Source organism: Pseudomonas sessilinigenes (genome assembly GCF_003850565.1).
Lineage (GTDB): Bacteria > Pseudomonadota > Gammaproteobacteria > Pseudomonadales > Pseudomonadaceae > Aquipseudomonas > Aquipseudomonas sessilinigenes.
Map to the genome: position 1 here is coordinate 255921 of NZ_CP027706.1, position 26709 is coordinate 282629.

The 26709-nt window shown below is 65.0% G+C and carries 27 protein-coding genes; 17 read left to right on the forward strand and 10 right to left on the reverse strand.

The genetic code is table 11. The annotated features are described in order from the left end of the window. Positions 1-14 precede the first annotated feature (14 nt). On the forward strand, positions 15-1355 hold the full coding sequence (locus C4K39_RS01130) for an aryl-sulfate sulfotransferase (RefSeq protein ID WP_124345472.1): 1341 nt from the start codon (positions 15-17) through the stop codon (positions 1353-1355). 36 nt (positions 1356-1391) lie between these two features. Here C4K39_RS01130 and C4K39_RS01135 read toward each other — a convergent pair whose 3' ends face one another. The 8 genes from C4K39_RS01135 to C4K39_RS01170 form a co-directional block, all read right to left on the reverse strand. Continuing rightward, a complete protein-coding gene (locus C4K39_RS01135; protein ID WP_068580089.1) occupies positions 1392-1733 on the reverse strand; it encodes a hypothetical protein in 342 nt (113 codons plus the stop codon). Further along, positions 1730-2158: an SMI1/KNR4 family protein gene (locus C4K39_RS01140; RefSeq protein WP_164487261.1), complete on the reverse strand. Its 429-nt coding sequence runs from the start codon at positions 2156-2158 to the stop codon at positions 1730-1732. Before C4K39_RS01140 ends, C4K39_RS01135 begins: the two co-directional genes overlap by 4 nt. 105 nt (positions 2159-2263) lie before the next feature. Then, positions 2264-2935: a hypothetical protein gene (locus C4K39_RS01145; protein ID WP_068580091.1), complete on the reverse strand. Its 672-nt coding sequence runs from the start codon at positions 2933-2935 to the stop codon at positions 2264-2266. An 87-nt stretch (positions 2936-3022) separates the two neighbouring features. Then, complete coding sequence (locus C4K39_RS01150; RefSeq protein WP_022643915.1) at positions 3023-3229, reverse strand: helix-turn-helix domain-containing protein; 207 nt, start codon at positions 3227-3229, stop codon at positions 3023-3025. Between the two features lie 9 nt (positions 3230-3238). Further along, a complete protein-coding gene (locus tag C4K39_RS01155; RefSeq protein WP_068580093.1) occupies positions 3239-3817 on the reverse strand; it encodes a hypothetical protein in 579 nt (192 codons plus the stop codon). A gap of 312 nt (positions 3818-4129) precedes the next feature. Further along, positions 4130-5335: a CynX/NimT family MFS transporter gene (locus tag C4K39_RS01160; protein WP_124345473.1), complete on the reverse strand. Its 1206-nt coding sequence runs from the start codon at positions 5333-5335 to the stop codon at positions 4130-4132. Further along, entirely contained in the window at positions 5322-5783 is a 462-nt protein-coding gene (locus C4K39_RS01165; protein WP_068580097.1) for a nucleoside deaminase, read from the reverse strand. Before C4K39_RS01165 ends, C4K39_RS01160 begins: the two co-directional genes overlap by 14 nt. A gap of 28 nt (positions 5784-5811) precedes the next feature. Continuing rightward, entirely contained in the window at positions 5812-6474 is a 663-nt protein-coding gene (locus tag C4K39_RS01170; protein WP_124345474.1) for an ankyrin repeat domain-containing protein, read from the reverse strand. A gap of 106 nt (positions 6475-6580) precedes the next feature. On the opposite strand from C4K39_RS01170, the gene C4K39_RS01175 reads away from it, so the two are divergent. The 12 genes from C4K39_RS01175 to C4K39_RS01230 all read left to right on the forward strand — a co-directional run bounded on the left by C4K39_RS01175 (position 6581) and on the right by C4K39_RS01230 (position 16820). Next, positions 6581-7429 carry a LysR substrate-binding domain-containing protein gene (locus C4K39_RS01175; RefSeq protein ID WP_124345475.1) on the forward strand — a complete coding sequence of 283 codons (849 nt, stop codon included), beginning with the start codon at positions 6581-6583 and terminating at the stop codon, positions 7427-7429. Positions 7430-7607: 178 nt separating this feature from the next. Next, positions 7608-7931: a hypothetical protein gene (locus C4K39_RS01180; protein ID WP_068580103.1), complete on the forward strand. Its 324-nt coding sequence runs from the start codon at positions 7608-7610 to the stop codon at positions 7929-7931. Between the two features lie 406 nt (positions 7932-8337). Next, a complete protein-coding gene (locus tag C4K39_RS01185) occupies positions 8338-9153 on the forward strand; it encodes an energy transducer TonB (protein WP_124345476.1) in 816 nt (271 codons plus the stop codon). A 41-nt stretch (positions 9154-9194) separates the two neighbouring features. Continuing rightward, positions 9195-9920, forward strand: a complete 726-nt coding sequence (locus C4K39_RS01190) for a MotA/TolQ/ExbB proton channel family protein (protein WP_068580107.1) — start codon at positions 9195-9197, stop codon at positions 9918-9920. Position 9921: 1 nt separating this feature from the next. After that, the gene (locus C4K39_RS01195) at positions 9922-10323 is read left to right on the forward strand and encodes an ExbD/TolR family protein (protein WP_053132759.1); all 402 of its coding nucleotides are present in this window, start codon (positions 9922-9924) and stop codon (positions 10321-10323) included. Positions 10324-10619: 296 nt separating this feature from the next. Further along, on the forward strand, positions 10620-11201 hold the full coding sequence (locus C4K39_RS01200; RefSeq protein WP_068580109.1) for an alpha/beta hydrolase: 582 nt from the start codon (positions 10620-10622) through the stop codon (positions 11199-11201). A gap of 58 nt (positions 11202-11259) precedes the next feature. Beyond that, on the forward strand, positions 11260-12180 hold the full coding sequence (locus C4K39_RS01205) for a sigma 54-interacting transcriptional regulator (protein WP_068580111.1): 921 nt from the start codon (positions 11260-11262) through the stop codon (positions 12178-12180). A gap of 443 nt (positions 12181-12623) precedes the next feature. Then, entirely contained in the window at positions 12624-13406 is a 783-nt protein-coding gene (locus C4K39_RS01210; protein WP_053132753.1) for a MetQ/NlpA family ABC transporter substrate-binding protein, read from the forward strand. A gap of 448 nt (positions 13407-13854) precedes the next feature. Continuing rightward, on the forward strand, positions 13855-14520 hold the full coding sequence (locus C4K39_RS01215; RefSeq protein WP_068580113.1) for an amino acid ABC transporter permease: 666 nt from the start codon (positions 13855-13857) through the stop codon (positions 14518-14520). Further along, positions 14501-15160 (forward strand): amino acid ABC transporter permease, encoded by a 660-nt coding sequence (locus tag C4K39_RS01220; RefSeq protein WP_058438797.1) that lies wholly within the window; start codon positions 14501-14503, stop codon positions 15158-15160. The genes C4K39_RS01215 and C4K39_RS01220 overlap by 20 nt, the downstream gene beginning before the upstream one ends. Then, the gene (locus tag C4K39_RS01225; RefSeq protein WP_022644163.1) at positions 15157-15939 is read left to right on the forward strand and encodes an amino acid ABC transporter ATP-binding protein; all 783 of its coding nucleotides are present in this window, start codon (positions 15157-15159) and stop codon (positions 15937-15939) included. Before C4K39_RS01220 ends, C4K39_RS01225 begins: the two co-directional genes overlap by 4 nt. Next, on the forward strand, positions 15936-16820 hold the full coding sequence (locus tag C4K39_RS01230) for a transporter substrate-binding domain-containing protein (protein ID WP_124345477.1): 885 nt from the start codon (positions 15936-15938) through the stop codon (positions 16818-16820). The genes C4K39_RS01225 and C4K39_RS01230 overlap by 4 nt, the downstream gene beginning before the upstream one ends. Positions 16821-16925: 105 nt before the next feature. Here C4K39_RS01230 and C4K39_RS01235 read toward each other — a convergent pair whose 3' ends face one another. Beyond that, positions 16926-18122 (reverse strand): AAA family ATPase, encoded by a 1197-nt coding sequence (locus C4K39_RS01235; RefSeq protein ID WP_068580121.1) that lies wholly within the window; start codon positions 18120-18122, stop codon positions 16926-16928. 237 nt (positions 18123-18359) lie between these two features. Between C4K39_RS01235 and C4K39_RS01240 the strand changes: the two genes are divergently transcribed. The 4 genes from C4K39_RS01240 to C4K39_RS01255 all read left to right on the forward strand — a co-directional run bounded on the left by C4K39_RS01240 (position 18360) and on the right by C4K39_RS01255 (position 25942). Further along, positions 18360-19454: an efflux RND transporter periplasmic adaptor subunit gene (locus C4K39_RS01240; RefSeq protein WP_124345478.1), complete on the forward strand. Its 1095-nt coding sequence runs from the start codon at positions 18360-18362 to the stop codon at positions 19452-19454. Further along, a complete protein-coding gene (locus tag C4K39_RS01245) occupies positions 19451-20521 on the forward strand; it encodes an efflux RND transporter periplasmic adaptor subunit (RefSeq protein ID WP_124345479.1) in 1071 nt (356 codons plus the stop codon). Before C4K39_RS01240 ends, C4K39_RS01245 begins: the two co-directional genes overlap by 4 nt. Continuing rightward, positions 20518-23583: an efflux RND transporter permease subunit gene (locus C4K39_RS01250; RefSeq protein WP_124345480.1), complete on the forward strand. Its 3066-nt coding sequence runs from the start codon at positions 20518-20520 to the stop codon at positions 23581-23583. Before C4K39_RS01245 ends, C4K39_RS01250 begins: the two co-directional genes overlap by 4 nt. 103 nt (positions 23584-23686) lie before the next feature. Next, positions 23687-25942: a glycoside hydrolase gene (locus C4K39_RS01255; protein ID WP_124345481.1), complete on the forward strand. Its 2256-nt coding sequence runs from the start codon at positions 23687-23689 to the stop codon at positions 25940-25942. 24 nt (positions 25943-25966) lie between these two features. Here C4K39_RS01255 and C4K39_RS01260 read toward each other — a convergent pair whose 3' ends face one another. Next, entirely contained in the window at positions 25967-26593 is a 627-nt protein-coding gene (locus C4K39_RS01260) for a class I SAM-dependent methyltransferase (protein WP_124345482.1), read from the reverse strand. Positions 26594-26709 lie beyond the last annotated feature (116 nt).

The following is a 26709-nucleotide window of genomic DNA, read 5'->3' on the forward strand; positions in this document are numbered from 1 at the left end:
CAGGAGTGCCTGCCATGCCACGCGCCACAACCCCCTTGGTCTTGTTGACCACCACCTTGCTGGCCGGAGCGCTGCACGCGGCGCCCAGCGTCTACCCCACCGGCGTGACCCGCTACGACCCGGCCAAGGCCTATAACCAGTACGTGATCTTCAGCGGTGCCGACAAGCAGACCCACTTGATCGACATGAACGGCAACGAGGTCAGGAACTGGCCCCAGGCCGGTTTTCCCTCGGCCATCATCGATCCGCAACTGGTGGGCGGCGAGCGCGGCCGGGTGCTGTTGCAACTCAAGGACAAGGACCCCGGCCCGCTCGGCTCGGCGGGCAACGGCCTGGGCAACCAGAGCGTCGGTGAGCTGGACTGGAACGGCAAGCTGGTCTGGCAATGGGGCGACCAGGCCCCCGGCGGCGCGGCCCAGCAGCACCATGACCAGCGCCGGTTGAGCAATGGCAACACCCTGGTGCTGGCCAACAAGGTGCACAAGGTGGCGGGCTTCAAGGTGCCCCAGGTGATCGACGACGTGATCTACGAAGTCAGCCCCGACGGCCAGGTCAAATGGCAGTGGCTGGCCTCCGAGCACCTCAAGGAGTTCGGCTTCACTCCCGCCCAGTTGAAATTGGTGCACGGCACCAGCAACCCGGATTACCTGCACATCAACAACCTCAGCGTGGTGGGCCCCAATCGCTGGTTCGACGCCGGCGACAAACGCTTCGCCCCGGACAACCTGTTGATCGATTCACGCAACGCCAACTTCATCGCCATCATCGACAAGCACAGCGCCAAGGTGGTCTGGCGCCTGGGACCGAACCTGGCGCCGATCGAGCCCAAGAGCGCCGGCAAGCTGCCGCGCCCGGTGGACCAGTTCGTCGGTCAGCACGATGCCCACATCATCCCCGCTGGCCTGCCGGGGGCCGGCAACCTGCTGGTGTTCGACAACCAGGGCACGGCCGGCTACCCCTCGGTGCCCCTGGGGCTGATCGCCGGCTCCCGGGTGCTGGAGATCGATCCGATCAAGCGTGAAATCGTCTGGCAATACAGCGCCGCCAGTTCCAGGCAACCGGGCTGGGCCTTCTACAGCTCGTTCATCAGCAGCGCGCGGCGCCTGCCCAACGGCAACACCCTGATCGACGAGGGCATGAATGGGCGTTTCTTCCAGGTCACCGGCGCCGGCGAGATCGTCTGGGAATACGTCAGCCCCTACCTGGGCAAGGCCCCGGGCAGCGAGGCGGTGAGCAACTGGGTGTATCGCGCGCTGCCGGTGAACTATGACTGGGTGCCGGAGGGCACGCCGCGTTCGCAAACCGCCGTGCAGGCGCCAGAGCCGCAGCTGAAACAGGCCAGCGCCGGGATCTGACCCCGCGAGCTCCCCCTGGCGAAGGCGCTTGCCCGCTCAGAAGTAGAAGTACAGGCCGGTGTCCCGCTCCAGGGCCAGTCGATTCAGGGCGATGAGCCTGTGGATAAGTTCATCCCCGGCGGTCGCGGCCTGGGTGAGGATCGCCAGCGCCGTGGCGAGGTCGGCCTGGCCCTGGATCGAGGCGTCTTCGTAGTCGTCGATCAGGGTGCCCAGGGCGCGGTTCAAGCTCGGCAGCAGGTCGCTGCGCGACAGGCTCGCCCACTGCTCTGGGGACAGGGCCAGTTCCTCCAGGTCGCCCGGCAGGCACTGGTCCAGGTCCAGGCGTTGCATGGCGTCCTGGCTGGTGGGTACGACTATCCATCTACGCGGTGTGTTCATGGCTGCCACAACTCGACAAAGGCCTGGAAGTCGGCGGCCACCGGGTAGCGGTTGGCGCTGTCGGGGTCGAAGATTTCCACCGCCACGCGCGGGCTGTTGAAGTCCAGGCAGATCAGCAGGCCGCCGGCATCCCGGGCAATCGCCAGGCTGCCGGCGGCGAGCCCTGGCACGCGGCCAGGGCTGGCGTACCAGAGCAGGGTCCAGGGGGCGTCGTTCAGGCTGAAATCGAAGAATTCGCTGATGCAGGCGTAGCCGTTGCCATAGGCGAAGGTGCCGATTCCTGGCGTGGCGGCCTCGGCGTAGCGCACCAGTTCCAGGTACAGCGGCGGTAACTCGACGCCCAGGCGTTGTTGCACCAGGGCGATCAATTGTTCGTCTACCGACGACCCGGGTTCAATGTCCCAGGCATTCCAGTCCATGGTCATGGTTGTCCTGCGCCTTGATCGAGGGGCTGCGCCCGCCTGGGGGGCGGGCGGCGGGGGCGATTGTAGGCGTGGCGCCGCAGCGGTTGCAAAGCGCCTGGCAGGCAGCTACTTGCAGCTCTGGCCTTCGGGCAGGGTGACGCTGTAGTTGCGGTGCACCCGATTGCGAAAGTCCAGGTGATCCAGGCCCTGCTGGACCAGGAAGTCCTCGACCTTGGTGTCCTGGCAATCGTCGTTGGACGAGGAGACCCGCATCAGGAACACGGTGCGCAGGCTCTTGGCATCCTTGGCCTCGACGTTGAAGGTCGAGAGGGTGGTGTAGCCGGTGCGTTCCGAGCTGCCTACCGGGCCCCAGGTCATGGTCGGGGTGCTGTCGCATACCATGTTCTGGTTCTTTTTCGACGACGGTTTGCAGACCATCTTGGAGCTGCTGGGAACCTGGCCATAGTCGGTAGCGGTATAGCGGTAGCTGGATTTCTTGCTGCCCACGTCGAGGGCGATGTTCATGCGAAACGGCGGATGGTTCTCGGGCAACGGTTCATCGGTGAACACCTGCTTGAAGCCCATGCCATGCAGGGCTGCCACCATGTCCTTGAGGTAGTAGCGGGCGTTGAGGGCGTTGGCGGAGTTGGCACCGCTGACGGTCACCAGCACCGGGGCCTGGTGGTCGAAGTAGTAGTCGGGGGCCGGAGTGGCATTGAGTGCCACGTCGAGTTTGTTGGCGCAGCCAGTCAGCAGGCAGGCGAGCAGGAACAGCGGGTAGAGCAGGGTACGAGTCATGAGTCAGCCATTGAACAACGTGAGGACTTGGAAAAGGCTTTAACGGTCTGGACTCGATCAAACACACGCGAGGGGGGAGACGCAGTTTCAGTCTGCCTGGTACTCCAGCAGGTCGCCGGGTTGGCAGTCGAGTGCGGCGCAGAGTTTGTCGAGGGTTTCGATTTTCATCCCCTTGACCTTGCCATTTTTCAGCAACGACAGATTGGCCTCGGTAATGCCCAGGATGGCGGCCAGCTCTTTCGAGCGAATCTTGTTTTTAGCCATGACAACGTCAAGCCGAACGATAATGGTCATCTCATTGTTCTATATGTAGTGACTGTGCTCATCACTGAGGATTTTCGCGTCGCGCATGATAATGGAAAACGAGCACAGCAAGATTCCTTTGACCACTTCGTAAGCGGCGTAGGACGAGAAGCCTGCGGAGATCTGCAGGATGCGCTGGCCGGGCGGTAGATCGATGGACAGGGCCAGGCCTTGCAGGGTCTCCATCATCGGGAAGGTGGCCGGGGCGACGATCCACAGCATGCCCACGCGCCAGAGGATACGGATGTTGCGATCACTCCAGGTTTCGCCTCGGGACAGGCGCAGGAAGAACACGCCGGTCAGCCACAGGGCGAAGCTGGTCAGCAGCAGTGGCAGGAAGTCCAGGATCACCAGCAGGGTGAAGCTCAGGGTGGAGAGTTTGAAGTCCGCTTCCAGCAGGCGCGGCGAGTGTTCGGCGAAGACCCCGAGCAGGGCACCCAGAACCTGGTCCTTGCTGTAGATCCAGAGCCCGGCGTTGCCACCGATTTCGACCACGCCCATGACCCAGGCCAGGATCGCGGCCAGCACGCCAACCCGGCGTAACCGGTATTGGGCGGAACCATTGGTTTGGAGGGGCATGCGGTATTCCTTGAAAAACTGTGGGGGTGGCGGATTATTGATAAATAATTATCGAATTACAATAATTTATTTCCCCTAATATTTTCCCGCGCTCCAACGTCTATTGCTTTGGCCCACTCCATTGAGTCCCGGCCGGTGGCCGTTGTTTGCTGTTCATGGGTGACCTGCCGCAGCGCGTCGCTGGGTGTTGCGGGCGCTGTGCGCCCGGTCGCAGCCTCGCTGCGCTCGACAGCGGCTACAGGGTTGCGCGTAGCCGCTGCCGCAGGCTGCGCACGGCTCGGCACGAGCCGCCTGATGGACTCGGCCCCAGGCTCATGCGGCTTGTGCGGCGGGGTCGAAACCGGCCCTGGGCTGGTAGCTGGACGGGCTGAAGATGCGGGTCAGGAGCAGCATCGCCACGGCACCGGCGACCAACACCCACCAGGCACTGGTGAAGTCACCGGTGACCTGGCGCAGCCAGCCGGTGAGCCAGGGCGAGACGGCGTTGAGCAAGAACCCCACGCCCTGCACGAAGGCCGCCAGTTGCCCGGCCGCCCGGGGATCGCGGCGGTGGTCGAGGGTGAGGATCAGGCTCAGGCCGAAGCAGGCGCCCAGGCCGAAACCGATCAGCGCCACCCACACGTGCGGTGCTTGCAGCGGCCACAGCACCAGGCCGAGAAACCCCAGGGCCTGGGCGGCGAGGCTGATGCCCAGCAGGGGCCGACGATCGACGCTGCGTTGGGCCAAGGCGGGCATCAACAGCGCGGCGATGACCTGGAACACGGTCATGAACGCCAGCAGCGAACCGCTCATCGTGGCGCTCCAGCCCATCTGCAGGTAGTAAGCCGGGAGCCAGGCCACCATGCTCATGTAGCCGCAGTTCACCAGGCCGAAGTACAGCGCCAGCAGCCAGGCCCGGCGGTTGCCCCACAGGCTGTCGGTCACGGATCGGGCACCCGGGCGGCGGGCGGCTCCCAGGGGCAGGCAGGTCCACAGCAACAGCGCCGCCATGGCCGGCAGCAGCCAGACGCCCAGGCCCATCTGCCAGTTGGCGAAGTGCAGGGCCACTTGCGGGCTGAGCAGCGCGGCGAGACCGCCACCGCCCATCAGCGAGGCCGAGTACACGCCCATGGCCAGGGCTACCCGTTGCTGGAACTGGCGCTTGATCAACCCGGGCACCAGGGCCTGGATCAGCGCGACCCCGACGCCCCCCAGCAAGGCGCTGGCCAGCAGGGCCTGTGCCTGGCCGAAGTACAGGCGCGCCAGGCAGGCCAAAAGCACCAGCAGCAACCCCAGGGAGACCCCACGGCGTTCCCCCAGGCGCGCTTCGATGCGCACACCCAGCAGGGCCACCAGGCCCATGCAGATCACCGGCAGGCTGGTGAGCCAGGCGCTGCTCTGGAAACTCATGCCAGTGGCTTCGCGGATCTGGTTCAGCAGCGGGCTGACCGAGCTGAGGATCGGTCGCAGGTTCAGCCCCAGGCACACCAGCAAGGCCCAGCCAGCGAAGGTCTTGAACGCTGATTCAGTGCGCGCCATGACGGTCCTGCCAATCCTGGTAGATCGCGTTCATCGCCGCCTGCGGCAGGTGCTGTACAGGCAGCGTTTGGGTCGCCAGGGGCTGGCCCAGTTGTTCGTAGATCGCCGCGGTGGACAGGCCGAACGGCGCCGCCTGTTGGTTGCTGGCGGCGAACACTGCCCGGGATACGCCGCACAGGTACATGGCCGCCAGGCACATCGGGCAGGGCTGGCCGCTGGCGTAGATCACGCAGCCATCCAGGCGCGGCCCCAGTTGCTGGCTGGCGCTGCGGATCGCCAGCAATTCGGCGTGGGCGGTGGGGTCCTGGCTGAGGTGGATTTCGTTGACCGCCTCGGCCAGGACCTGGCCGTCACGCACCAGCAAGGCGCCGAAGGGCCGGCCGCCCTGCTCGACATTGCGCCGGGCCAGGGCCACGGCTCGTTCGAGGAAGTGTTGATCGTTATGCATGCAAATCTCCGGCGTGCGCCACGCGAATTCAGGAGGCCCCGGCCTCGCGCAGCAGTTGGGCAGTGGCCTCCTGGCCGCGTTGTTCGGCATGGCGCAGGGGGCTGGTCCCGGCGCGGTCCGGCAGGTTCAGGTCGGCACCGGCGGCGATCAGCCGGCTGACGATGCGCTGGTGCGCCGGGCCGCCATCGGAGAGCAGGATCGCCTCCAGCAGGCAGGTCCAACCCAGGCGGTTGACGTGGTCCAGATCGACCCCGGCGGCGATCAGCAACTCCACGGTGGTCTCGTGGCCGCGCTCGCAGGCCGGGATCAGCGCCGTGCCGCCGTAGCGGTTGGTGCTCTTGAGGTCGGCGCCATGGGCCAGGGTCAGCTTGAGGATCTCGTCGTAGCCGCTGGCACCGGCCAGCAGGTAGGGGCTGTCTTGCATCAGGTTCTTGCGGTTGACGTCGGCGCCAGCCTCGATCAGCACCCGGGCGATCTCCACCTGGTTGCTGCGGGTGGCCAACAGCAAGGGGCTGCTGCCGTCCAGGCCCCGGTCGTCGAGCGGCGCGCCCTGGGCGACGAGCTCGCGTACCTGCTGCAACTGTCCGTTGCGTACCGCATCGAGCAACGCATTGTCGTTGGCCATTACCACCCCCGCCGTGAACAGACTGGCGGCCAACAGGCCGCGTTTGAGGGACAGGCTGAATGTCATGGAAACCTCCCGCTCCTGCTGATGAACAGCGAGTATGAGCAACCCCATGGGTATTCTGAAATTAAATATAATCATGCAAATCAGTGGCTATCAGAATGGTTTGGCAATGTTCGATCCCGTGTTGTTGCGCAGTTTCGTGGCGGTCGCCGACTGCCAGAACTTCACCCGCGCTGCCGAGCGCCTGCACCTGACCCAGTCCACCGTGAGCCAGCAGGTACGGCGCCTGGAGGAGAGCCTGGGTTGCCAGTTGCTGGACCGCGACCAGCGCCGGGTGGTGGCGACTGTGGAGGGCGAGCGACTGCTGGCCTATGCCCGGCGCATCCTGGCGCTGCACGAAGAGGCCAGCGACGTGCTGATCAACCAGCGCAGCGAAGAGGTACTGCGCCTGGGGGTGCCGGAAGACTATGCCGCCGAGCGCCTGATGCCGTTGCTGTCACGGTTTGGCCGCGACTACCCGGCGGTGCGCCTGGAGGTCACTTGCGGCCTGGGGCCGGAGTTGCTGCGCCAATACCGGCGTGGCGAGTTCGACCTGTTGCTGGTCAAGCAGATGGGCCATGGCGAGGACTGCCTGGACTCCTGGCCCGAGCCGCTGTGTTGGGCCGACAGCCTCCGGCAGCCGGCCTTCGGTCGCGAACCGCTGCCCTTGGTGGCTTTTCCGGTGGGGGGCTTGTACCGCCAGGAAATGCTCCATCACCTGGAAGTGGGCGGTTGGCCCTGGCGCATCGCCTATTCCAGCGCCAGCCTGGCCAGTGTCTGCTCGGCGGTGGGCGCGGGCCTGGGGATCAGCCTGTTGCCGGTGCGGGTGCTGGGCAAGCAGCACCGCATCCTCGATGCCGACAGCGGCCTGCCGGATATCCAGGGCGTGCGCCTGGCCCTGTATGCCGGCAGCGGCTTGAGCCGGGCAGGTAAGGAACTGCAGGAGAAGTTGCAAGTTCTGGCGTCTGGAAAGTTATAGGTTGCCTTGAAATGGATATAGCTTATATGTCCTGTGCTGGGCTCTATAGCTATTTGATTAGTTTATTCAATAGTTTGGCTTGGACAACTTTATGAATGCCGACCATGCTGGGTTCTTGAGTTCTATCTGAACTTGCCTCATTGGAAGAAACCTTTAATTGCATAAGGAAACCAGCACTATGTCGAGCATCAATGGCACCTATGTAAACTCCAACGCTGACGCCCGCCTGGTCGTGACCGACGGCAACGATTCCAACGGTTCGTTCAGCGGTGAGTTGACCCAGGCCGGAGTCAAGTACAGCGTCGCCGGTCATTACCACTTCCAGAACAGCACCGGGCAGCCGACCATCATCAATGTCTCCGGCTATAACGACGGCTACGGTTACCAGGCCTGGGCGCTGTTCTCTCCCGACCACAACTATGCCCGCTTGCGTGCATCCGGGGCCCGCAGCAACTTCAGCGGTGATGTAGTTGGCTTGAGTGGTGAATTTCTCAAGCAGTAATTAGTTGCAAGTCCGGCAGCCGTCGGATATCCGCTATTTGATTTTGAATAGTGTGATATTCCGACGGCTTTGTCGTGCCTGGAGGTTTATGGTCCTGATGTTAGTTGCTGGGAAAGTGTCTTGGTTAGTTGTGGGAGTACTGTCGAGCGGGTGTTTTCGATGCCTTCAGGGAATATTTTTCATGCCGGTAAAGCATGGGTTTTCAGCGTGACGGCTACAGCCCTTGATTCACGAGGGCTGGAGCGTTTCGCTGATTTTCAATATTCCATATCGATCTATATATAACTTGAAAGATTACTTTAAGAGATAAGAGTGGGGCGCGGATCATTGGTCTGCGGCACCGTTGCGTGGGGGAGTCAGAGCGCTGGTGCCGGGTTATCCGCACAAGATCGTAGGGAGTGAATCAATGGGCAATGTCCAGACCGTCGCCAGTGCACAGGAGGTGCCATGGCGCCAGGCACCCAGCGGCGAGTTGGTCGACCTCGGTCGGCCGCATCGCTCGCCGTTGGGCCAGGCTCGCCTGCAGCGCACGCCCAAGGGGGTATTGCGCCGGCGCGAGGCGATCCTCCTGGGTGCGGCGGCCCTGGTATTGCACGGCGCGGTGATCTACTGGTTGAGCCAGAAGTCGACGCCGGTACTGCCGGTGGTACCGCCGGAAATCCCGCCCATGACCATCGAGTTCTCGCATCCGGCGCCTCCGGTGGTCGAGCCACCGCCTCCGCAGCCAGCCCAGCCGGTAGTGGAGCCACCACCGCCGGTGGAGGATGAGCTGGCAGTGAAGCCACCGCCACCCAAGCCGGTGCCCAAACCCAAGCCAAAACCGGTGCCCAAGCCTGAACCCAAACCTGCGCCTAAACCGGTGCAACAGGCTCCGGCAGCGCCCCAGCCGGCTGCTCCGGTCGCTGCCCCGGCTCCACCTGCGCCACCGGCCCCCGCTCCGGTGACGCCGGCTTCGGCCAATGCGGCGTACTTGAAGAATCCGGCACCGGAGTATCCGTCCCTGGCCCAGCGCCGGGGCTGGGAAGGCACGGTGTTGCTTCGGGTACATGTGCTGGCCAGCGGCAAACCGGGAGAGATCCAGATCCAGAAGAGCAGTGGGCGCCAGCAACTCGACGATGCGGCCCTGGCCGCGGTCAAGCGCTGGAGCTTCGTCCCGGCCAAGCAGGGCGACGTGGCCCAGGACGGCTGGGTCAGCGTACCTATCGATTTCAAGATCCATTGAGCCACAAGGCCCGATCCACACGCTTATAGAGGGAACACATCATGACGTTACTGGCATCTCCACTGGAATCGATCGAAAGCGCGGTGATCTGGCTGCTGGTGGTCTTCTCCGTCGCCACCTGGGGCCTGGCCCTGGTCAAGGGCGTGCAGTTCGCCCGCCTCAAGGCCCAGGATCGCAAGTTCCACAATCAGTTCTGGGCGGCGTCGAGCCTGGACTCGGCCGCGCCCCTGAGCGAAACCCAGCCCGGCGCGGCGGCCCGAGTGGCCCAGGCCGGTTATGCGGCGATCCAGGTGGGCGATGCGCCCCACGCCGCCGACCTGAGCCAGGCGATCAACCACCAGGACCGGCTCGAGCGTGCCCTGCGCCAGCAGATCGTGCGTGAGCGCCGCTCCCTTGAGACGGGCCTGGCGGTGGTCGCCAGTATCGGTAGCACCTCGCCCTTCATCGGCCTGTTCGGCACCGTGTGGGGGATCATGGAAGCGCTCAAGGGCATCAGCGCCGCGGGCTCGGCGAGCCTGGAAACCGTGGCTGGCCCGATTGGTGCGGCGCTGGTGGCCACGGGCGTGGGGATCGCCGTCGCGGTGCCGGCGGTGCTGGTCTACAACTACTTCCTGCGGCGCCTGAAGCTGACCGCCGCCGACCTCGATGACTTCGCCCATGACTTCTACAGCCTGGCGCAGAAGAGTTCGTTCCGCGTGCTGATCCATCCGGCTGCGCACAAGGTCGCGGCCCAGGGCTCCGGCCACAAAGTGAAGGAGGCCTCCTGACATGGCCTTCTCGACCCAGGATAGCGACGAGGTACTGAGCGAGATCAACGTCACCCCGTTGGTGGACGTGATGCTGGTGCTGCTGGTGGTGTTCATCGTCACCGCGCCGCTCTTGACCAATGCCATTCCCATCAACCTGCCCAAGACCGAGGCCGTGGCCCCGGTGGAGCAGAAGGACCCGCTGGTGGTGAGCATCGATGGCACCGGCAAGCTGTTCATCAACAAGGACGAGATCCAGCCGGATCTCCTGGAAACCAACCTGCAAGCGGCCAAGCAGAAGGACCCGGAAGTCCGCGTCCAACTGCAGGCCGACGATGGCGTCAACTACGGCGAGGTGGCCCGGGCCATGGCGTCCATCGAGCGTGCGGGCATCACCAAGCTGTCGGTGATCACCGCCCGCTGATACCGAGCAACAAAGCCACGACTTTTCAGGCCGTCTCCTTGGCAGGGTGCGGCCTTTTTTTTGTTGTAGCCCTGTAGCCGCTGTCGAGCGCAGCGAGGCCCGCAGGGCACTTCAAGTGCGCGGTCGAACGGACTGCCTGGCGGCCGCTGCACGCCTGCGGCAGCGATTGCACAAGGCGGAGCGGGGTGGGTTTCATATTCTTTATGAGTCTTAATAAATAGCTTCTTATTCCTTAACCAATATAAATCCCCTCCCTATACTCGTTCGGGAACAGACACGCAGCAGGAGAGTTCCCCATGCGCAACGAATCCATTCGCTACTTGATTGTGCCGGGCTGGCAAGGATCGCCAGAAGATCATTGGCAAAGCCACTGGCAGCGCAGCCTGCCCAACAGTGCGCGAGTGGAGCAGGCCGACTGGCTGACGCCGCGCCGGGAAGACTGGGTAGCGGCGCTGGCCGAAGCCATTGTCGCCGATGACACCCCGGTGATCCTGATCGCCCACAGCCTGGGTTGCGTCACCGTGGCCCATTGGGCGGCCCGGGCGCCGTTGGCCGCCTTGCGCCAGGTGCGTGGCGCACTGCTGGTGGCGCCGGCGGATGTGGAGCGTCCGGCCTGTGTGCCGGCGCTGCGCAATTTTGCTCCGATCCCCCGGGGCCTGCTGCCGTTCCCCAGCCAGGTGGTCAGCTCGGACAACGACAGCGCGGTCAGCGCGGCGCGAGCCCTGGAGCTGGCCCGGGACTGGGGCGCCGAAGCCGGGATCCTGGCCGGTGCCGGGCATATCAACGTCAAGTCCGGCCACCATCGCTGGGAACAGGGTTTCGCCTATCTCTATCGCCTGCAAAACCGCATGGAACAGCACGCCCTGCGTCGTGCCTGAGTTTTCTTTTTTCGTTTAAACGCCCCCGCCTCCAGGCGCCTTGGGGCGGGAGTCCGCCATGAGTTCGCATACCCCCTTCGGCCAGCCGCTGCTGACCTTTCCCGATGCCGAGAAAAGCCCCCTGAGCATCCGCGCCAAGGCGCTGGTGTTCGTCGATCCGCGTTCGCGCCAGCTGCGCGAGGAGCTGGAGCAACTGGCGCCGCGTTCGACCTCGGTACTGATCCGTGGCGAGACCGGCACCGGCAAGGAGCTGCTGGCCCGGCATATCCACCGCGCCAGCGATCGCAGTGGATTGTTCGTCTCGGTCAACTGCGGGGCCATCAGCCCGACTTACGCCGATGCCGAGCTATTCGGTTATGCGGCGGGCAGCTTCAGCGGCTCGGCCAGCAGCCGGGCGGGCTGGTTCGGCTCGGCCAATGGCGGGACCCTGTACCTGGACGAGATCGGCGACCTGCCGCTGCCGATCCAGACCAAGCTGCTGGCGGCCCTGGAGAACCACGAGGTGACCCGGGTCGGCGCGCAGCAGCCAAGCCCGGTGGATGTGCGCCTGGTGGCGGCCACCAGCATCGACCTGGCCCAGGCAGTGGCGGCGGGCAAGTTCCACGAGCGCCTGTACCGCTACCTGAGCGAGGGCCAGCTGGAGCTACCGGCCCTGCGTGAGCGGGTGGGGGACATCGAGTCGTTGGCCGAATACTTCCTGGGGATCTACAGCCAGCGCCTGGACCTGCCGGTGCCGCTGATCAGCGAAGCCGCGCAGCAGGTCCTGGAGCGCCACAGCTGGCCGGGCAATACCCGCGAGCTGGAGAACGTCATTCACTTCGCCCTGCTGGTCAGCGATGGTGGGGAAATCCTTCCGGAACACCTCAACCTGCCATCCCAGGCCGCGCCCCTGGAGCAGGTGCGCTTGCTGGTACGCGGGATTCTCGAGTCCGGCACCGAGGCGGACCGCGCCGCCCTCAAGCAACTGCTGGCGGTGTAGGCACTGGAGCAGGCTGCGCCTGGGTGCGTAGCGCCTGTCTATCCCGGCGCTACGAGCTTTGGGAGGGGTTCGTTTCGCGAGGACTGCGTCCTCGTGCGCAGCCTCGCAGGCTCGGCAGCGGCTACAGGCTGCGTAAGGGCGCGTAGCGGCCGCCAAGAAGTGCGCTCAATTGCCTACCTGAAGGCCCAGCCTACCTGGACCCAGCCTTGCCGCGCTCGACAGCGGCCACACCACTTCACCGGGCGCCGCGGTAGGCGGGAGCTCTGGCCAGGGGCTTCCCGGCTGTATGAACAAAATGGAATATGAACTTGAATAAAAGATATTGTTCGGGAATAAAAAATCTCGGTATTGTCCGATCCACGCCAAAAGTGGCACTTCACCAGTATCCCGATCCACTCCCTGTTTGAAGCCGTCGTCGGTCCCCCGACACCTAAGGACATCGCATGAAAAAAGTTCTGTTGTTCACCGCACTGGCGGCAGCCCTGGGCGCCGGTATCGCCCAGGCCGGCGAGAAGCTGGTCGTCGCCGCGACCCCGGTGCCGCACGCCGAGATCCTCGAGCTGATCAAGCCGACCCTGGCCAAGGAAGGCGTGGACCTGGAAGTGAAGGTCTTCACCGACTACGTGCAGCCCAACGTGCAAGTGGACCAGAAGCGCCTGGACGCCAACTACTTCCAGACCCTGCCGTACCTGAAGAACTTCAACGAAGGCAAGGGCACCCACCTGGAGACCGTGATCGGCGTGCATGTCGAGCCTTTCGGCGGCTACTCGAAGAAGGTCAAGAGCCTGGCCGAGCTGAAGGACGGCGCCAGCATCGCCATCCCCAACGAAGGCAGCAACAGCGGTCGTGCGCTGATCCTGCTGCACAAGGCCGGCCTGATCGAACTCAAGGATCCGAAGAACGCCGTGTCCACTCCGAAGGACATCGCCAAGAACCCGCACAACTTCAAGTTCAGGGAACTGGAATCGGCCATGCTGCCACGGGTCCTGGACCAGGTTGACCTGGACATGATCAACACCAACTACGCCCTGGAAGCTGGCCTGAACCCGGCCAAGGATGCGCTGGTGATCGAAGGCGCCGACTCGCCCTACGTGAACTTCCTGGTGGCCCGTCCGGACAACAAGGACAGTCCGGCCATCCAGAAGCTGGCCAAGGCCCTGACCAGCCCTGAAGTGAAGGCTTTCATCGAGAAGAAATACAGCGGCGCAGTATTGCCGGCCTTCTGATGGGCTAGCTTGTCCATCGGACAACCCCCTTCAAGGTTCGAACGCCGACGGCTAGGCCAGCGTCGGCGTTTTTTATTGCCTGCAATCTTTGGCCAGCGTCAGCCTGCCGGCTGCATGGCCCGGCGCAAGGCCATGAGCCATTTGAGCAAGTCATGGGGATCGAGCGGTTGCGGAGTCTTTTCATCGGCCATGGTCATCGTCCTTGTGAAGCTGCGCGTCCTGGGAAATGCCTAGGCCCTCATGAACCCGGCAGGCAAGGCAAAAAAGGTAGTCGCTCGACGCCAGCCCGGCAAATCCGCGGGTTAGGTTTTTGGGTGATATCAATATGCCTTAACGGTATTTAAATTCTGCTTTTTATAGCTTTAGAGTCGCGCTCACCCCGGCGATTACCCATCGCCCCATGGACTGCATCACCGCCGCTGTATCCCAGCGGCGTCCAGGACGTTCAATGACCCTCGACTACGCTTTCATCCTCAGCACCCTGCCGGCGTTCCTCAAGGCCGTGGGGGTGACCCTGCAGGTTGGCCTGATCGCCATCGCTACCTCCCTGCTGGTGGCGCTGATCAACGCTACCTTCCTGGTGTTCCGCACGCCCTATGTGCACCGCCTGATCGGCCTGTACGTGGAGCTGGCGCGCAACACGCCGTTGCTGATCCAGCTGTTCTTCGTCTACTTCGCCCTGCCGGCCCTGGGGATCAAGGTCTCCGGCTTCACCGCGGCGATCATCACCATGACCTTCCTCGGCGGTGCCTATCTCACCGAGGTGCTGCGCGCCGGGGTCGAAGCGGTGCCGCTGGCCCAGCTGGAATCGGGGCGCTCCATCGGCCTGTCGCGCTGGCAACTGCTGCGCTACGTGATCCTGCCCCAGGCGGGCATCCTCAGCCTGCCGTCGCTGTTCGCCAACTTCATCTTCCTGCTCAAGGAGACCACCGTGGTCTCGGCGGTGGCGGTGCCGGAGATCCTCTACACCACCAAGAGCTACATCGCCCTGTACTACAAGACCTACGAGATGCTGGCGGTACTGACGCTGATCTGCGTGCTGCTGTTCCTGCCGCTGTCGCTGTTGCTCAGCTACCTGGAAAGGAGGCTGCAACATGGCCAGTTCGGGTCTTGAGCTGCTGCTGGTGTCCCTGCCGCAACTGGCCCGGGGCGCCGAGCAGACCTTGTCGATTTCGCTGCTGAGCATCGTCTTCAGCACCCTGGGCGGCGTGCTCTATGGCGTGCTGCGCAGCCTGCAGCGGCGAGTGCTGGATGTACCGCTGCGCATCTACCTGGAGCTGTTCCGGGCGATCCCGGTGCTGGTCTGGCTGTACCTGCTGTTCTTCGGTTTCCCGATCTTCTTCGGTATCAGCATTCCCAGCTTCACCTGTGCGGTGCTGGTGCTGTCGCTGTGGGGCGCCAGTGAGGTTGGCGAGGTGGTGCGCGGGGCGCTGCGTTCGCTGCCCCGGGGCCAGCGTGAGGCGGGGCTGTCCATCGGCCTGTCGACGTTGCAGTTGTATGGCCACGTGCTGCTGCCCCAGGCCCTCAAGCGCATGACGCCGCCGACCATCAACGTCTACACGCGGATCATCAAGACCAGCTCCCTGGCGGTGCTGATCGGCGTGGTGGACGTGATCAAGGTCGGCCAGCAGATCATCGAGCGTACCTACGAGTCGGTGCTGATCTACGGCGTCCTGTTCCTGTTTTTCTTTTTCATCTGCTACCCGCTGTCGGCCGCCTCCCGCGTGCTGGAGCGGCGCTGGACGCAAGCATGAGCGCATTGATCGAGTTCCAGGGTTTCAACAAGTTCTTCGGCTCGCAGCAGGTGCTGCGCGACATCGACCTGAGCGTGGCGTCGGGCGAGGTGATCGTCATCCTCGGCCCCAGCGGCTGCGGCAAGAGCACCCTGCTGCGCTGCCTCAACGGCCTGGAAAGCGCCCAGGGCGGTCACCTGCGCTTTGCCGGCCGCGAGCTGCTGGACCCGGCCACCGACTGGCGCCAGGTACGCCAGCAGATCGGCATGGTGTTCCAGAGCTATCACCTGTTTCCCCACATGAACGTGCTGGACAACATCCTCCTCGGCCCGCTCAAGGTGCAGAAGCGCCAGCGCCGCGAGGCCCAGGCCCAGGCCGAGGCACTGCTGGAACGGGTCGGCCTGGCGGACAAGCGCCAGGCGTTTCCCCGGCAGCTGTCCGGCGGCCAGCAGCAACGCATCGCCATCGTCCGTTCGCTGTGCATGAACCCCCAGGTGATGCTGTTCGACGAGGTCACCGCGGCGCTGGACCCGGAGATGGTCAAGGAAGTGCTGCAGGTGATCCAGGGCCTGGCCCGGGACGGCATGACACTGCTGATCGTCACCCATGAAATGGCCTTCGCCCGGGCCGTGGCCGACCGCATCGTGTTCATGGACGCTGGCCGCATCCTCGAGCAGAACACCCCCGAGGCTTTCTTCACGAACCCGCAGACCGTCCGCGCGCAGCAGTTCCTGGAGAAGTTCTCGTTCGTCGAAGCATTACCCAAGAAAGCCCCTAGAAAGGAACTGGAGCTCTTATGAAAACCGTCAAGTCTTCACTGCTGTTGCTACCGCTGTTCGGCCTGGCCCTGCTGGCCGGCTGCGAGAAATCTTCCGAGGCCTCCAAGCCTGCGGCCAGTGCCGCCAGCGCTGCGCCGGCGGCCAGCTACCTGGACAAGATCAAGGCCCGGGACAAGCTGATCGTCGGCGTGTTCACCGACAAGCCGCCGTTCGGTTTCGTCGATGAGGCCGGGCGCTACGTGGGCTTCGATACCGATATCGGCCGGCAGTTCGCCAAGGACCTGCTGGGCGACGAGAACAAGGTGGAGTTCGTCGCCGTGGAGCCGGCCAGCCGCATTCCGTTCCTGCAAAGCGACAAGGTCGACCTGATCCTGGCCAACATGACCGTGACCCCCGAGCGCAAGGAAGCGGTGGAGTTCACCAACCCCAACCTCAAGGTCGCGGTCCAGGCCCTGGTGCCCGAGGGCAGTCCAGTGAGGAGCCTGGATGACCTGGCGAGCCGCACCACCATCGTCACCACCGGCACCACCGCGGATATCTGGCTGACCCAGAACCACCCGGACTGGAAGCTGCTCAAGTTCGAGAAGAACACCGAGTCCCTGCAGGCCCTGGCCAATGGCCGTGGCGATGCCTACGCCCAGGACAACCTGATCCTGTTCAGCTGGTCCAAGCAGAACCCGGGTTACCGCGTACTGCCCCAGACCCTGGGCGAGCAGGCGCCGATCGCCCCGGCGGTGAAGAAGGGCAACACCGAGCTGCGTGACTGGGTCAACGCCGAGCTGGCCAAGCTGGGCGAGCAGAAGTACCTGCTCAAGCTGTACGACCAGTACGTGCGCAAGGAACTGAGCGACGACACCAACCCCGACAGCGTGATTGTCGAAGGCGGCAAGTGGCAGGGGTGATCCGCCCCGGGCGCTTGAGGCGCTCTTGAGCACGCCATCGCGGGCAAGCCTCGCTCCTACGCAGACCTTAGGAGCGGAGCTTGCCCGTGATGCTTTTGGGGCTGCTCAATCGGGCCAGTACCAGGCGGGCTCGTCGAGCAGGCGCTGGCCGACGATGCCCGTCTGGCCCAGTTCCTTCTCCAGCACGATGCAGTTGCACTCCGGGTCTTCCTGCAGGGCCGCGATCAGGCGCCGGGCGTGGGACACCACCCACACCTGGCACTGCTCCGAGGCACGGATGATCAGGCGCGCCAGCGCCGGCAGCAGGTCGGGGTGCAGGCTGGTTTCCGGTTCGTTGAGCACCATCAGCGTTGGCGGTCTCGGGGTCAGCAGGGCCGCCACCAGCAGCAGGTAGCGCAGGGTGCCGTCCGACAGCTCCGCCGCCGACAGTGGGCGCAACAAGCCTTCCTGGCGGAAACGCACCTCGAACAAGCCTCCGGGTACAGCATCGATCTCCAGGCTGGAACCCGGGAAAGCATCGCTGATGGTGTCGTGCAAGGCTTGTTGGTCGCCGACCTCGATGATGGTTTGCAAGGCCGCCGCCAGGTCCCGGCCGTCATGGTGCAGAACCGGGGTGCGGGTACCTAGTTGCGCTCGGCGCGCGGGGGCCTGGCTGTCGGTGCGTAAGTGATCGTAGAAGCGCCAGCCGCGGATCTGCTCGCGCAGGTGCAAGACTTCTGGCGATGAGCGCAGGTTGCCCACTTGGTCGAACAGACTGTCGCCGCTGGAGATGTGTTGCGTCAGTACTTCCCACTGTCGCCCGTCGCGAGCCCGTACCATCGGACCCTGGCGATCCACGAGCACGCTGGCCGACCGATACAGCGCACCGCCCCAGATACTTTCGCGCTTGATGCTGGGGTCGAGGGTGAAGCGCGATGGAATCGGCAGGCTGTGGCCGGGAAGCATGAAATGCCCACTGGAGTCGGGTAGTCCGAGGCCGATGGCGTAGCCGAAATCTTCACTGGCAAAGCCCAGTTGCAGGCGCTTGACCGTCTTGCGTGGGCCGCCCTGGACTGCCACGTCGCCCCGGCTCATGCGTCGGCTGATGGTTTCCGGCCCGGCCCAGAAGGTCGAGTCCAGGCCGCCTTCGCCGGCCAGGGCGTTGACCACCCCGCCCTGGGCGGTTTCCGCCAGCAGGCGTAGTGCCTTGTACAGATTGGATTTGCCGCTGCCGTTGGCGCCGGTGATCAGGTTCAGCCGAGCGAGGGGAATCACCAGTTTGTTGATGGAGCGGTAATTGGCCACCGCCAGGGTCTTGAGCATGCCGGATCTCCTTTGCGTGCCGCGCAGTGTGCCCAATCCCCATGGCTCTTGTCGCGCCATCCCTGCGGCGGCGACACGAGGCGAACCTGTAGCCGCTGTCGAGCGTAGCGAGGCTGCGCCAAGGCCCGCAACGCCTTCAAGTGCGCTATGCCAGGCCCTGCAGTGCAAGGGTTGAACCCTGTTCTAAGCTCACAGTCGTAAACGTCACGGCGCATCGATCAAGCAAAAGGAGCCTGCATGGCTGGTCTCGATACGAAGTGGGTAGTGGGGCTTTGCCTGTTGGCCTTGCTCGCTGGTTGCGGGGCGGAGCACCCCACGGAAAAGAATCATCCGCGGGTACGGGTCCAGCAAGTGCAGAGCAGCGAGTTCACGGCGTCGGTGACCCTCACCGGCGACGTGCAGGCACGGGTCCAGACCGACCTGTCGTTTCGCGTTGGCGGCAAGATCATCCAGCGCATGGTGGACGTCGGCGACCGGGTCGCGGCCCGCCAGGTGCTGGCCCGGCTCGATCCCAAGGACCTGCAGACCAACGTCGACTCGGCCAATGCCGCGGTGTTCGCCGAGCAGGCGCGGGTCAAGCAGACCAGCGCCGCGTTCGTCCGCCAGCAGAAACTCTTGCCCAAGGGCTACACCAGCCAGAGCGAATACGACTCGGCCCAGGCCGCCCTGCACAGCAGCCAGAGCGCCTTGAGCGCGGCCCAGGCCCAGTTGGCCAACGCCCGCGAGCAACTGGGCTACACCGCGCTGGTGGCCGAGGTCCCGGGGGTGATCACCGCCCGCCAGGCCGAGGTCGGCCAGGTGATGCAGGCGACGCAGCCGATCTTCAGCCTGGCCCAGGACGGCGAGCGCGATGCGGTATTCAACGTCTATGAGTCTTTGGTGATGCAGCCACCGGGCCAGGAAACCATCCACATCGCCCTGTTGGACAACCCCAAGGTGACCACCACCGGCAAGGTCCGCGAAGTGACCCCGGTGGTCTCGGCGCAGAGCGGCACGGTGCAGGTCAAGGTCAGGCTCGATTCGTTGCCGGCGGGCATGGAGTTGGGGTCGGTGGTCAGCGCCACCGCGCGCGCCAATGCCAAGGCCAGCGTGGTGCTGCCCTGGTCGGCCCTGGCCAAGGATTTGCGCGATCCGGCGGTATGGCTGGTGGGCGCTGACGGCAAGGCGCAGTTGCACAAGGTCAAGGTCGGGCGCTACCTGACCGGCAAGGTGATCATCAGCGAAGGCCTCGAAGGCGGCGAGCAGGTGGTGGTGGCCGGCGGGCAGTTGCTGTATCCGGGAGTACCAGTGGAGATCGCCGGCAAGACCACCGGCCAGGAGCAGCAGCCATGAAGCGCCTGGCCTTGTTGTGGTGCGCCGCTGTGCTACTGCCTGCTTGCTCCAAGCACGACGCGCCGCCGGAACCGGTGCGCCCGGTGCTGTGGATCCAGGTGACGGCGCAGTCCGAGGAAAGCCTGGGACGCTTTGCCGGCAATATCCAGGCGCGCTACGAAACCAACCTGGGCTTCCGGGTGCCCGGGCGCATCGCCAAGCGCAATGTCGACGTCGGGGCCGAGGTGGCCCCCGGGGACTTGCTGGCGACCCTGGACCCCACCGACCAGCAGAACCAGTTGCGTGCGGCCCAGGGCGACCTGGCCCGGGTCCAGGCGCAGTGGATCAATGCCCAGGCCAACGCCCGGCGCCAGCAGGAACTGTTCGACCGTGGGGTCGGGGCCCAGGCCCAGCTGGACCTGGCCCAGACCGACATGAAGACCACCGGCGCCTCCCTGGCCCAGGCCAAGGCCTCGGTGCAGCAGGCCCGGGACCAGCTCGGCTACAGCGAGTTGCACACCGACCACGGCGGCGTGGTCACCGCCTGGAAGGCCGAGGCCGGGCAGGTGGTGAGCGCCGGCCAGCAGGTGGTGACCCTGGCCCGGCCAGAGGTCAAGGAAGCAGTGATCGACCTGCCGGCGAACCTGGTGGACCAGTTGCCGGCGGACGTGGTGTTCCAGGTCGCGGCGCAACTGGACCCGAGCATCGGCACCAGCGCCACGGTGCGCGAGATCGAACCCCAGGCCCAGAGCGCGACCCGCACTCGCCGGGCCCGCCTGACCCTCAAGGACACCCCCGAGGCATTTCGCCTGGGCACCGCCATCAGCGTGACCTTGAGCTCGGCCATCGCGCCGCGCACCGAGCTGCCGTTGAGTGCGTTGCAACAGGTGGATGGCAAGAGCCGGATCTGGGTCATCGACCCCAAGGCCCTGACCGTCTCGCCCCGTGAGGTGACGGTACTGAGCCGCGATGACGATTCGGTCCTGATCAGCCAGGGCGTGCAGCCCGGCGAGCGGATCGTCAGCGCTGGCGTCAACAGCCTCAAGCCGGGGCAGAAAGTCAAAATCGATGAGGACCATGCACAATGACGCCCGCCAGCAAAGGGAGCTTCAACCTGTCCGAGTGGGCGATCAGGCATCAATCCTTCGTCTGGTACCTGATGTTCGTGGCGCTGTTGATGGGCGTGTTCTCCTACATGAACCTGGGGCGCGAGGAAGACCCGTCCTTCACCATCAAGACCATGGTCATCCAGACCCGCTGGCCCGGCGCGACCCAGGAGGAAACCCTCAAGCAGGTCACCGACCGCATCGAGAAGAAGCTCGAGGAACTCGACTCCCTGGACTACGTGAAGAGCTATACCCGCCCCGGCGAGTCGACGGTGTTCGTCTACCTGCGCGACACCACCAGCGGCAAGGACATCCCCGACATCTGGTACCAGGTGCGCAAGAAGATCAACGACATCCGTGGCGATTTTCCCCAGGGTTTGCAGGGGCCCGGGTTCAACGATGAATTCGGCGATGTGTTCGGTTCCATCTACGCCTTCACCGCCGATGGCCTGAGCATGCGCCAGCTGCGCGACTACGTGGAGCAGGTGCGGGCGCAGATCCGCGAGGTGCCGAACCTGGGCAAGGTGGAGATGGTCGGCGAGCAGGACGAGGTGATCTACCTGAACTTCTCCACCCGCAAGCTGGCGGCCCTGGGGATCGACCAGCGCCAGGTGCTGCAAAGCCTGCAATCGCAGAATGCGGTGACCCCCTCCGGGGTGATCGAGGCCGGGCCGGAGCGCATCTCGGTGCGCACCTCGGGGCAGTTCGCCTCGGAAAAGGACCTGGCCTCGGTCAACCTGCGGCTCAACGACCGCTTCTATCGCCTGGCGGATATCGCCGAGGTCAGCCGTGGTTATGTCGACCCGGCGACGCCGATGTTCCGCTTCAACGGCCAGCCGGCCATTGGCCTGGCCATCGCCATGAAGAAGGGCGGCAATATCCAGGACTTCGGCAAGGCCCTGCATGCACGCATGGACCAACTGACCGCCGACCTGCCGGTGGGCGTCGGCGTGCACAAGGTCTCCGACCAGGCCGAGGTGGTGGAAGAGGCGGTGAGCGGCTTTACCAGCGCACTGTTCGAGGCGGTGGTGATCGTCCTGGTGGTGAGCTTCATCAGCCTGGGGTTTCGTGCCGGGTTGGTGGTGGCCTGCTCGATCCCGCTGGTGCTGGCCATGGTCTTCCTGTTCATGGAGTACAGCGGCATCACCATGCAGCGGGTGTCCCTGGGGGCCTTGATCATCGCCCTGGGCCTGCTGGTGGATGACGCGATGATCACCGTGGAGATGATGGTCACGCGCCTGGAGAAGGGCGAGAGCAAGGAGCAGGCGGCGACGTTCGCCTACACCTCCACGGCCTTCCCGATGCTCACCGGGACCCTGGTGACCGTGGCCGGGTTCGTGCCCATCGGCCTGAACGCCAGCTCCGCCGGGGAATACACCTTCACCCTGTTCGCGGTGATCGCGGTGGCGATGCTGGTGTCGTGGGTCGTTGCGGTGCTGTTTGCCCCGGTGGTCGGCGTGCATATCCTGAGCACCGACGTCAAACCCCACTCCGAGGAGCCAGGCCGCATCGGCCGGGCTTTCAACAATGGCCTCTTGTGGGCCATGCGCAACCGCTGGTGGGCCATCGGCATCACCGTGCTGTTGTTCGTCGCCTCGGTGTTCGGCATGGGCCTGGTGCAGAACCAGTTCTTCCCGTCCTCGGACCGGCCGGAGATCCTGGTGGACCTGAACCTGCCGCAGAACGCCTCGATCAACGAGACCCGCAAGGCGGTGGATCGCCTGGAGGCGACCCTCAAGGACGATCCGGACATCGAGCGCTGGAGCACCTACATCGGTGAAGGCGCGATCCGTTTCTACCTGCCGCTGGACCAGCAATTGCAAAACCCCTACTACGCCCAGCTGGTGATCGTCAGCAAGGGCCTGGAGCAGCGCGGGGCCTTGATCGAGCGTCTGCAAAAGCGCCTGCGCCAGGACTTCGTCGGCATCGGCAGCTATGTCCAGGCCCTGGAGATGGGGCCGCCGGTGGGCCGGCCGATCCAGTACCGGGTCAGCGGCAAGGACATCGACCAGGTGCGCAAGCACGCCATCGCCCTGGCGGCCGAGCTGGACAAGAATTCCCACGTCGGCGAGATCATCTACGACTGGAACGAGCCGGGCAAAGTGCTGCGCATCGACATCGCCCAGGACAAGGCGCGGCAACTGGGCCTGTCTTCGGAAGACGTGGCGCAGCTGATGAACAGCATCGTCAGCGGTTCCACCGTGACCCAGGTGCATGACGACATCTACCTGATCAAGGTGGTCGGCCGCGCCGACGACAGCGAGCGCGGTTCGCCGGATACCTTGCAGAACCTGCAGATCGTCACCCCCAGCGGCACCTCGATCCCGGTGCTGGCTTTTGCCAGCGTGCGCTATGAACTGGAGCAGCCCCTGGTGTGGCGTCGCGATCGCAAGCCGACCATCACCATCAAGGCGGCGGTGCGCGATGGGATCCAGCCCACCGACCTGGTCAAGCAGCTCAAGCCGACCATCGACAGGTTCGCCTCTGGCCTGCCAACCGGTTACACGGTGGCCACTGGCGGCACCGTGGAGGAGAGCGGCAAGGCCCAGGGGCCGATCGCCAAGGTGGTGCCGCTGATGCTGTTCCTGATGGCGACCTTCCTGATGATCCAGCTGCACAGCGTGCAGAAGATGTTCCTGGTGGCCAGCGTCGCGCCCCTGGGGCTGATCGGCGTGGTCCTGGCCCTGGTGCCGACGGGGACGCCCATGGGCTTCGTGGCGATCCTCGGAATCCTGGCGCTGATCGGCATCATCATCCGCAACTCGGTGATCCTGGTGACCCAGATCGATGAGTACGAGCAGGCCGGCTACGACCCCTGGGATGCGGTACTGGAAGCCACCCACCACCGGCGGCGGCCGATCCTGCTGACCGCCGCGGCGGCCAGCCTGGGGATGATCCCCATCGCCCGGGAAGTGTTCTGGGGGCCGATGGCCTACGCCATGATCGGCGGCATCATCGTCGCCACCTTGCTGACCCTGCTGTTCCTGCCGGCGCTGTACGTGGCCTGGTACAAGATTCGCGAGCCGCAGAAAGAAGCCGGTTGAGGCAGGGCCCTGCGCGTGTTGCGCACAGGGCTTTTCCCGGATGCCGGCGGACGGGCTGCGCTTGGCTTTACACTCTGGACATTCATTGGAGAAGAGATTGCTCATGTCCTGCGTTGCCCGGCCTCTTCGTGGCCTGTTACTCGCCGCCGCCCTGCTGCTGTCGCCCTGGGCGCTGGCCCAGCCGTTGTTGGAAAACTCGCTGTGGCAGGTCGAGATCGATCCGGCGACCCTGGCGATTCGCGTGACCCCTGCCGGTCATCCGGCCGTGCAAGCCTCGGCGGGTGTGGACAGCCACCGGGTCAGCGCCTTGCAACAGACGCCGCAGCAGCTGAGTTGGCAATGGGACGATGGCGCCTGGAGCCTTAGCGCGACCCTGCGCCAGCGCGACCTGGTGTTCTCCATCCAGGCCCGGGAGCCGGGCTCGCTGACGTTCCTGCGCCAGCCGGCCAGCGCCATGGGCAGGGGGCTGGTCTGGCCTTTGGCCGAGGGGCACTACGTACCGACGGGGGACCTGCGCTGGCAACGGTTTCTACTGGACCAGGGCGAGGTCAACAGTACCCAGGACCTGAGCCTGCCGCTGTGGACCCTGGATCACGGCGCCTTCACCCTGAGCTGGCTGCTGACCCGACCCTATAACAACCGCCTGAGCCTGAGCGCCGAAGGGCCGGCCATGGCGCTGACGGGGCAGCATCAGTTCACCCGCCTGGAACCCGATGCGCCGCTGACCATGACCTTGTACCTGGGGGACGCCGACCTGCTGGCGGGCGCCAAGCGCTATCGTCAATGGCTGATCGACAACGGGCGCTACGAGACCCTGGAGGCCAAGCTGGCGCGCACGCCGCAAGGCAGCAAGTTGCTGGGGGCCAGTCATGTTTATCTGTGGGGCAACGATCTGCTGGGGGACGCCGATGTGCGCAACTGGCCGCAGTTGCTACAGGACTTGCAGGGTAACGAGCCGCTGGCGATGAAGCTGCGGGCCGGCCTGGACAAGGACAGCGCGAAGATCCTCAAGGCGTCCGCGGCCAACCTGGATGCCTATCAGCGCACCACCTTGCTGCGCAGCCTCAACAGCGCGCTGAACCAGCAGGCCCGCCTGGGCTGGCAGGGCGCTGACGAGCCCGACATGCAAGCCCTGGCCCAGGGTTACGGCGAGCTGCGCACGCAGATGGCCAAGGTCTTCGCCAAGGCCTTGAACACCGACCCGGCGCGTTGGGGCAGCAGCCTGTCGCTGGCGACCATGGAGCGTTTGCAGGCGGCCGGGCTGAGCCGTTTGTGGCTAGGCCTCGGCGAAGGTTGGGAGGGCGGGCTCTGGCACCCCGAAGCGGTGCGGGCCGGAGTGGCCGCGGGGTATCTGGTGGCGCCCTACGACTCCTACGAGACCGCGTTGCGCAGCAATGAAAACCCCGACTGGAGCACCGCCCACCTGGGCTCGCGGGCCAACCGCGAGTGCGCGATCGTGCTGGAAAACGGCCAGCTCAAAAGCGGTTTCCAGCAGTCCGGGCATTACACCGACCCCCGTTGCGTCAGGCCACTGCTGGAGGCCCGGGTCAAGGCCGTGCAGGCCCGGGTCGGGTTCAACAGTTGGTTCCTCGATGCCTACGCCACCGGCATGCTGTTCGACAGCTACCGCGCCGAGAGGCCGATGACCCAGGCGCAGAACGCCGAGGGCAATATCGATGCTTCGCGCTGGATTGCCGAGCAGCAGCAACTGGTCAGCGGTTCCGAAGACGGCAATGGGGTGACGGCCGGCGGCGTGCTGTTCGCCCATGGCATGCAGACCCCAGTCATGGGCTGGGGCGATGAGCAGATGAGCAAGGAGGTGAAGTCGCCCTACTACCTGGGCAACTGGTACCCGCCGGAGCAGCCAGCGGTGTTCTTCAAGAGCGCGCCGCTCAAGGAGCCCTACCGCACGGTGTATTTCGCACCGGCGACACGTGTGCCGTTGTACCAGGCGGTGTTCCACGGGTCGCTGGTGACCAGCCACCATTGGCTGTTCGACAGCCTCAAATTGAGCAATGTGCGGGTCGAGAACGAATTGGCCCAGCTGCTCTACAACGTGCCGCCCTTGTATCACCTGAGTGCCGCCACCCTGCGTCAGCGCCTGCCGCCGATGGTCCGCCAGGATGCATTTTTCCGGCCTTTGCACCAGCGCCTGGGCACCCAGGCCCTCACGGATTTTCGCTGGCTGACGGCGGACCGCCAGGTGCAGCAGACCACCTTTGCCGACGGTTCGCGGCTGCTGGCGAATTTCGATGCCCAAGCCCGTGAAGTGCAGGGCGTGAGGTTGCCGGGGCAGAGCATCAAGGCGCTGCTGGCGGACGGCGAGGTGCGTGAGTATCAGGTCGCGCGCCAGCCCTGAGCCGTCCGGCGGCAGGCTGTGGCCTCAGGCTTTGCGCCAGACGCTGGCCAGCCACGGTTGCTGCTCCCGGGGCAATCCGGCAGGGCGGTAATAGTGCTCCAGTTCGACAAATCCGGCATCCGTCAGGAGTGCCTGCCAGGCCGCCAGGTCGTGGTAGGCGCCGTAGCGGGCGCCGTTCCAGCCTTCCTGGTTGTCGCCCCTGGGGTTGGAGCTGAACAGCACCCCGCCGGGCTTCAAGGTGCAATGCAGTTGCTTGAGTACCCGGGGCAGTTCCTGGCCGGGAACGTGGAACAGCACGGCGTTGGCGAAGATCCCGTCGAAGCGTGCCGCTGGCAGGTCGAGCTTGAGGAAGTCTTGCTGCCAGACTTCGCAGCCGCTGTCTTGCCGGGCCATCCGGGCGAACTCCTGGCTGCCGTCCAGGCCGACGGCCACATGGCCCAGGCGGGTGAAGGTGCGCAGGTCGCGCCCCGGGCCGCAGCCGAAGTCCAGCAGGGTGAAGGGCGCCGTGCCCTGGATATGCCGCAGCAGGGCGTCGATGTTCTGGCTGACGTCGTGGTCGCGGGTACCTTCGCGAAAGCCTTCGGCCACCTGGTTGTAGTGGCCCAGGGTGGTGGCGGTGATGGTGTCGAGATCGTCGGGGGCAAGTTTCATGGCGGCAGGACGGCGTGATGGGGACCGGCTCAATATACACCGGTGCAAAGGCAAGGTTGGCGGGCGCTGCCTGCGGCAGCGGCGACACGAAGCGGGACTTGTGGGTACGCGCTTGT

Bases quoted from the DNA above. Each gene is read 5' to 3' on its own strand.
- C4K39_RS01130 (WP_124345472.1), top strand. From the start codon at position 15: ATGCCACGCGCCACAACCCCCTTGGTCTTGTTGACCACCACCTTGCTG.
- C4K39_RS01135 (WP_068580089.1), bottom strand. From the start codon at position 1,733: ATGAACACACCGCGTAGATGGATAGTCGTACCCACCAGCCAGGACGCC.
- C4K39_RS01140 (WP_164487261.1), bottom strand. From the start codon at position 2,158: ATGACCATGGACTGGAATGCCTGGGACATTGAACCCGGGTCGTCGGTA.
- C4K39_RS01145 (WP_068580091.1), bottom strand. From the start codon at position 2,935: ATGACTCGTACCCTGCTCTACCCGCTGTTCCTGCTCGCCTGCCTGCTG.
- C4K39_RS01150 (WP_022643915.1), bottom strand. From the start codon at position 3,229: ATGACCATTATCGTTCGGCTTGACGTTGTCATGGCTAAAAACAAGATT.
- C4K39_RS01155 (WP_068580093.1), bottom strand. From the start codon at position 3,817: ATGCCCCTCCAAACCAATGGTTCCGCCCAATACCGGTTACGCCGGGTT.
- C4K39_RS01160 (WP_124345473.1), bottom strand. From the start codon at position 5,335: ATGGCGCGCACTGAATCAGCGTTCAAGACCTTCGCTGGCTGGGCCTTG.
- C4K39_RS01165 (WP_068580097.1), bottom strand. From the start codon at position 5,783: ATGCATAACGATCAACACTTCCTCGAACGAGCCGTGGCCCTGGCCCGG.
- C4K39_RS01170 (WP_124345474.1), bottom strand. From the start codon at position 6,474: ATGACATTCAGCCTGTCCCTCAAACGCGGCCTGTTGGCCGCCAGTCTG.
- C4K39_RS01175 (WP_124345475.1), top strand. From the start codon at position 6,581: ATGTTCGATCCCGTGTTGTTGCGCAGTTTCGTGGCGGTCGCCGACTGC.
- C4K39_RS01180 (WP_068580103.1), top strand. From the start codon at position 7,608: ATGTCGAGCATCAATGGCACCTATGTAAACTCCAACGCTGACGCCCGC.
- C4K39_RS01185 (WP_124345476.1), top strand. From the start codon at position 8,338: ATGGGCAATGTCCAGACCGTCGCCAGTGCACAGGAGGTGCCATGGCGC.
- C4K39_RS01190 (WP_068580107.1), top strand. From the start codon at position 9,195: ATGACGTTACTGGCATCTCCACTGGAATCGATCGAAAGCGCGGTGATC.
- C4K39_RS01195 (WP_053132759.1), top strand. From the start codon at position 9,922: ATGGCCTTCTCGACCCAGGATAGCGACGAGGTACTGAGCGAGATCAAC.
- C4K39_RS01200 (WP_068580109.1), top strand. From the start codon at position 10,620: ATGCGCAACGAATCCATTCGCTACTTGATTGTGCCGGGCTGGCAAGGA.
- C4K39_RS01205 (WP_068580111.1), top strand. From the start codon at position 11,260: ATGAGTTCGCATACCCCCTTCGGCCAGCCGCTGCTGACCTTTCCCGAT.
- C4K39_RS01210 (WP_053132753.1), top strand. From the start codon at position 12,624: ATGAAAAAAGTTCTGTTGTTCACCGCACTGGCGGCAGCCCTGGGCGCC.
- C4K39_RS01215 (WP_068580113.1), top strand. From the start codon at position 13,855: ATGACCCTCGACTACGCTTTCATCCTCAGCACCCTGCCGGCGTTCCTC.
- C4K39_RS01220 (WP_058438797.1), top strand. From the start codon at position 14,501: ATGGCCAGTTCGGGTCTTGAGCTGCTGCTGGTGTCCCTGCCGCAACTG.
- C4K39_RS01225 (WP_022644163.1), top strand. From the start codon at position 15,157: ATGAGCGCATTGATCGAGTTCCAGGGTTTCAACAAGTTCTTCGGCTCG.
- C4K39_RS01230 (WP_124345477.1), top strand. From the start codon at position 15,936: ATGAAAACCGTCAAGTCTTCACTGCTGTTGCTACCGCTGTTCGGCCTG.
- C4K39_RS01235 (WP_068580121.1), bottom strand. From the start codon at position 18,122: ATGCTCAAGACCCTGGCGGTGGCCAATTACCGCTCCATCAACAAACTG.
- C4K39_RS01240 (WP_124345478.1), top strand. From the start codon at position 18,360: ATGGCTGGTCTCGATACGAAGTGGGTAGTGGGGCTTTGCCTGTTGGCC.
- C4K39_RS01245 (WP_124345479.1), top strand. From the start codon at position 19,451: ATGAAGCGCCTGGCCTTGTTGTGGTGCGCCGCTGTGCTACTGCCTGCT.
- C4K39_RS01250 (WP_124345480.1), top strand. From the start codon at position 20,518: ATGACGCCCGCCAGCAAAGGGAGCTTCAACCTGTCCGAGTGGGCGATC.
- C4K39_RS01255 (WP_124345481.1), top strand. From the start codon at position 23,687: ATGTCCTGCGTTGCCCGGCCTCTTCGTGGCCTGTTACTCGCCGCCGCC.
- C4K39_RS01260 (WP_124345482.1), bottom strand. From the start codon at position 26,593: ATGAAACTTGCCCCCGACGATCTCGACACCATCACCGCCACCACCCTG.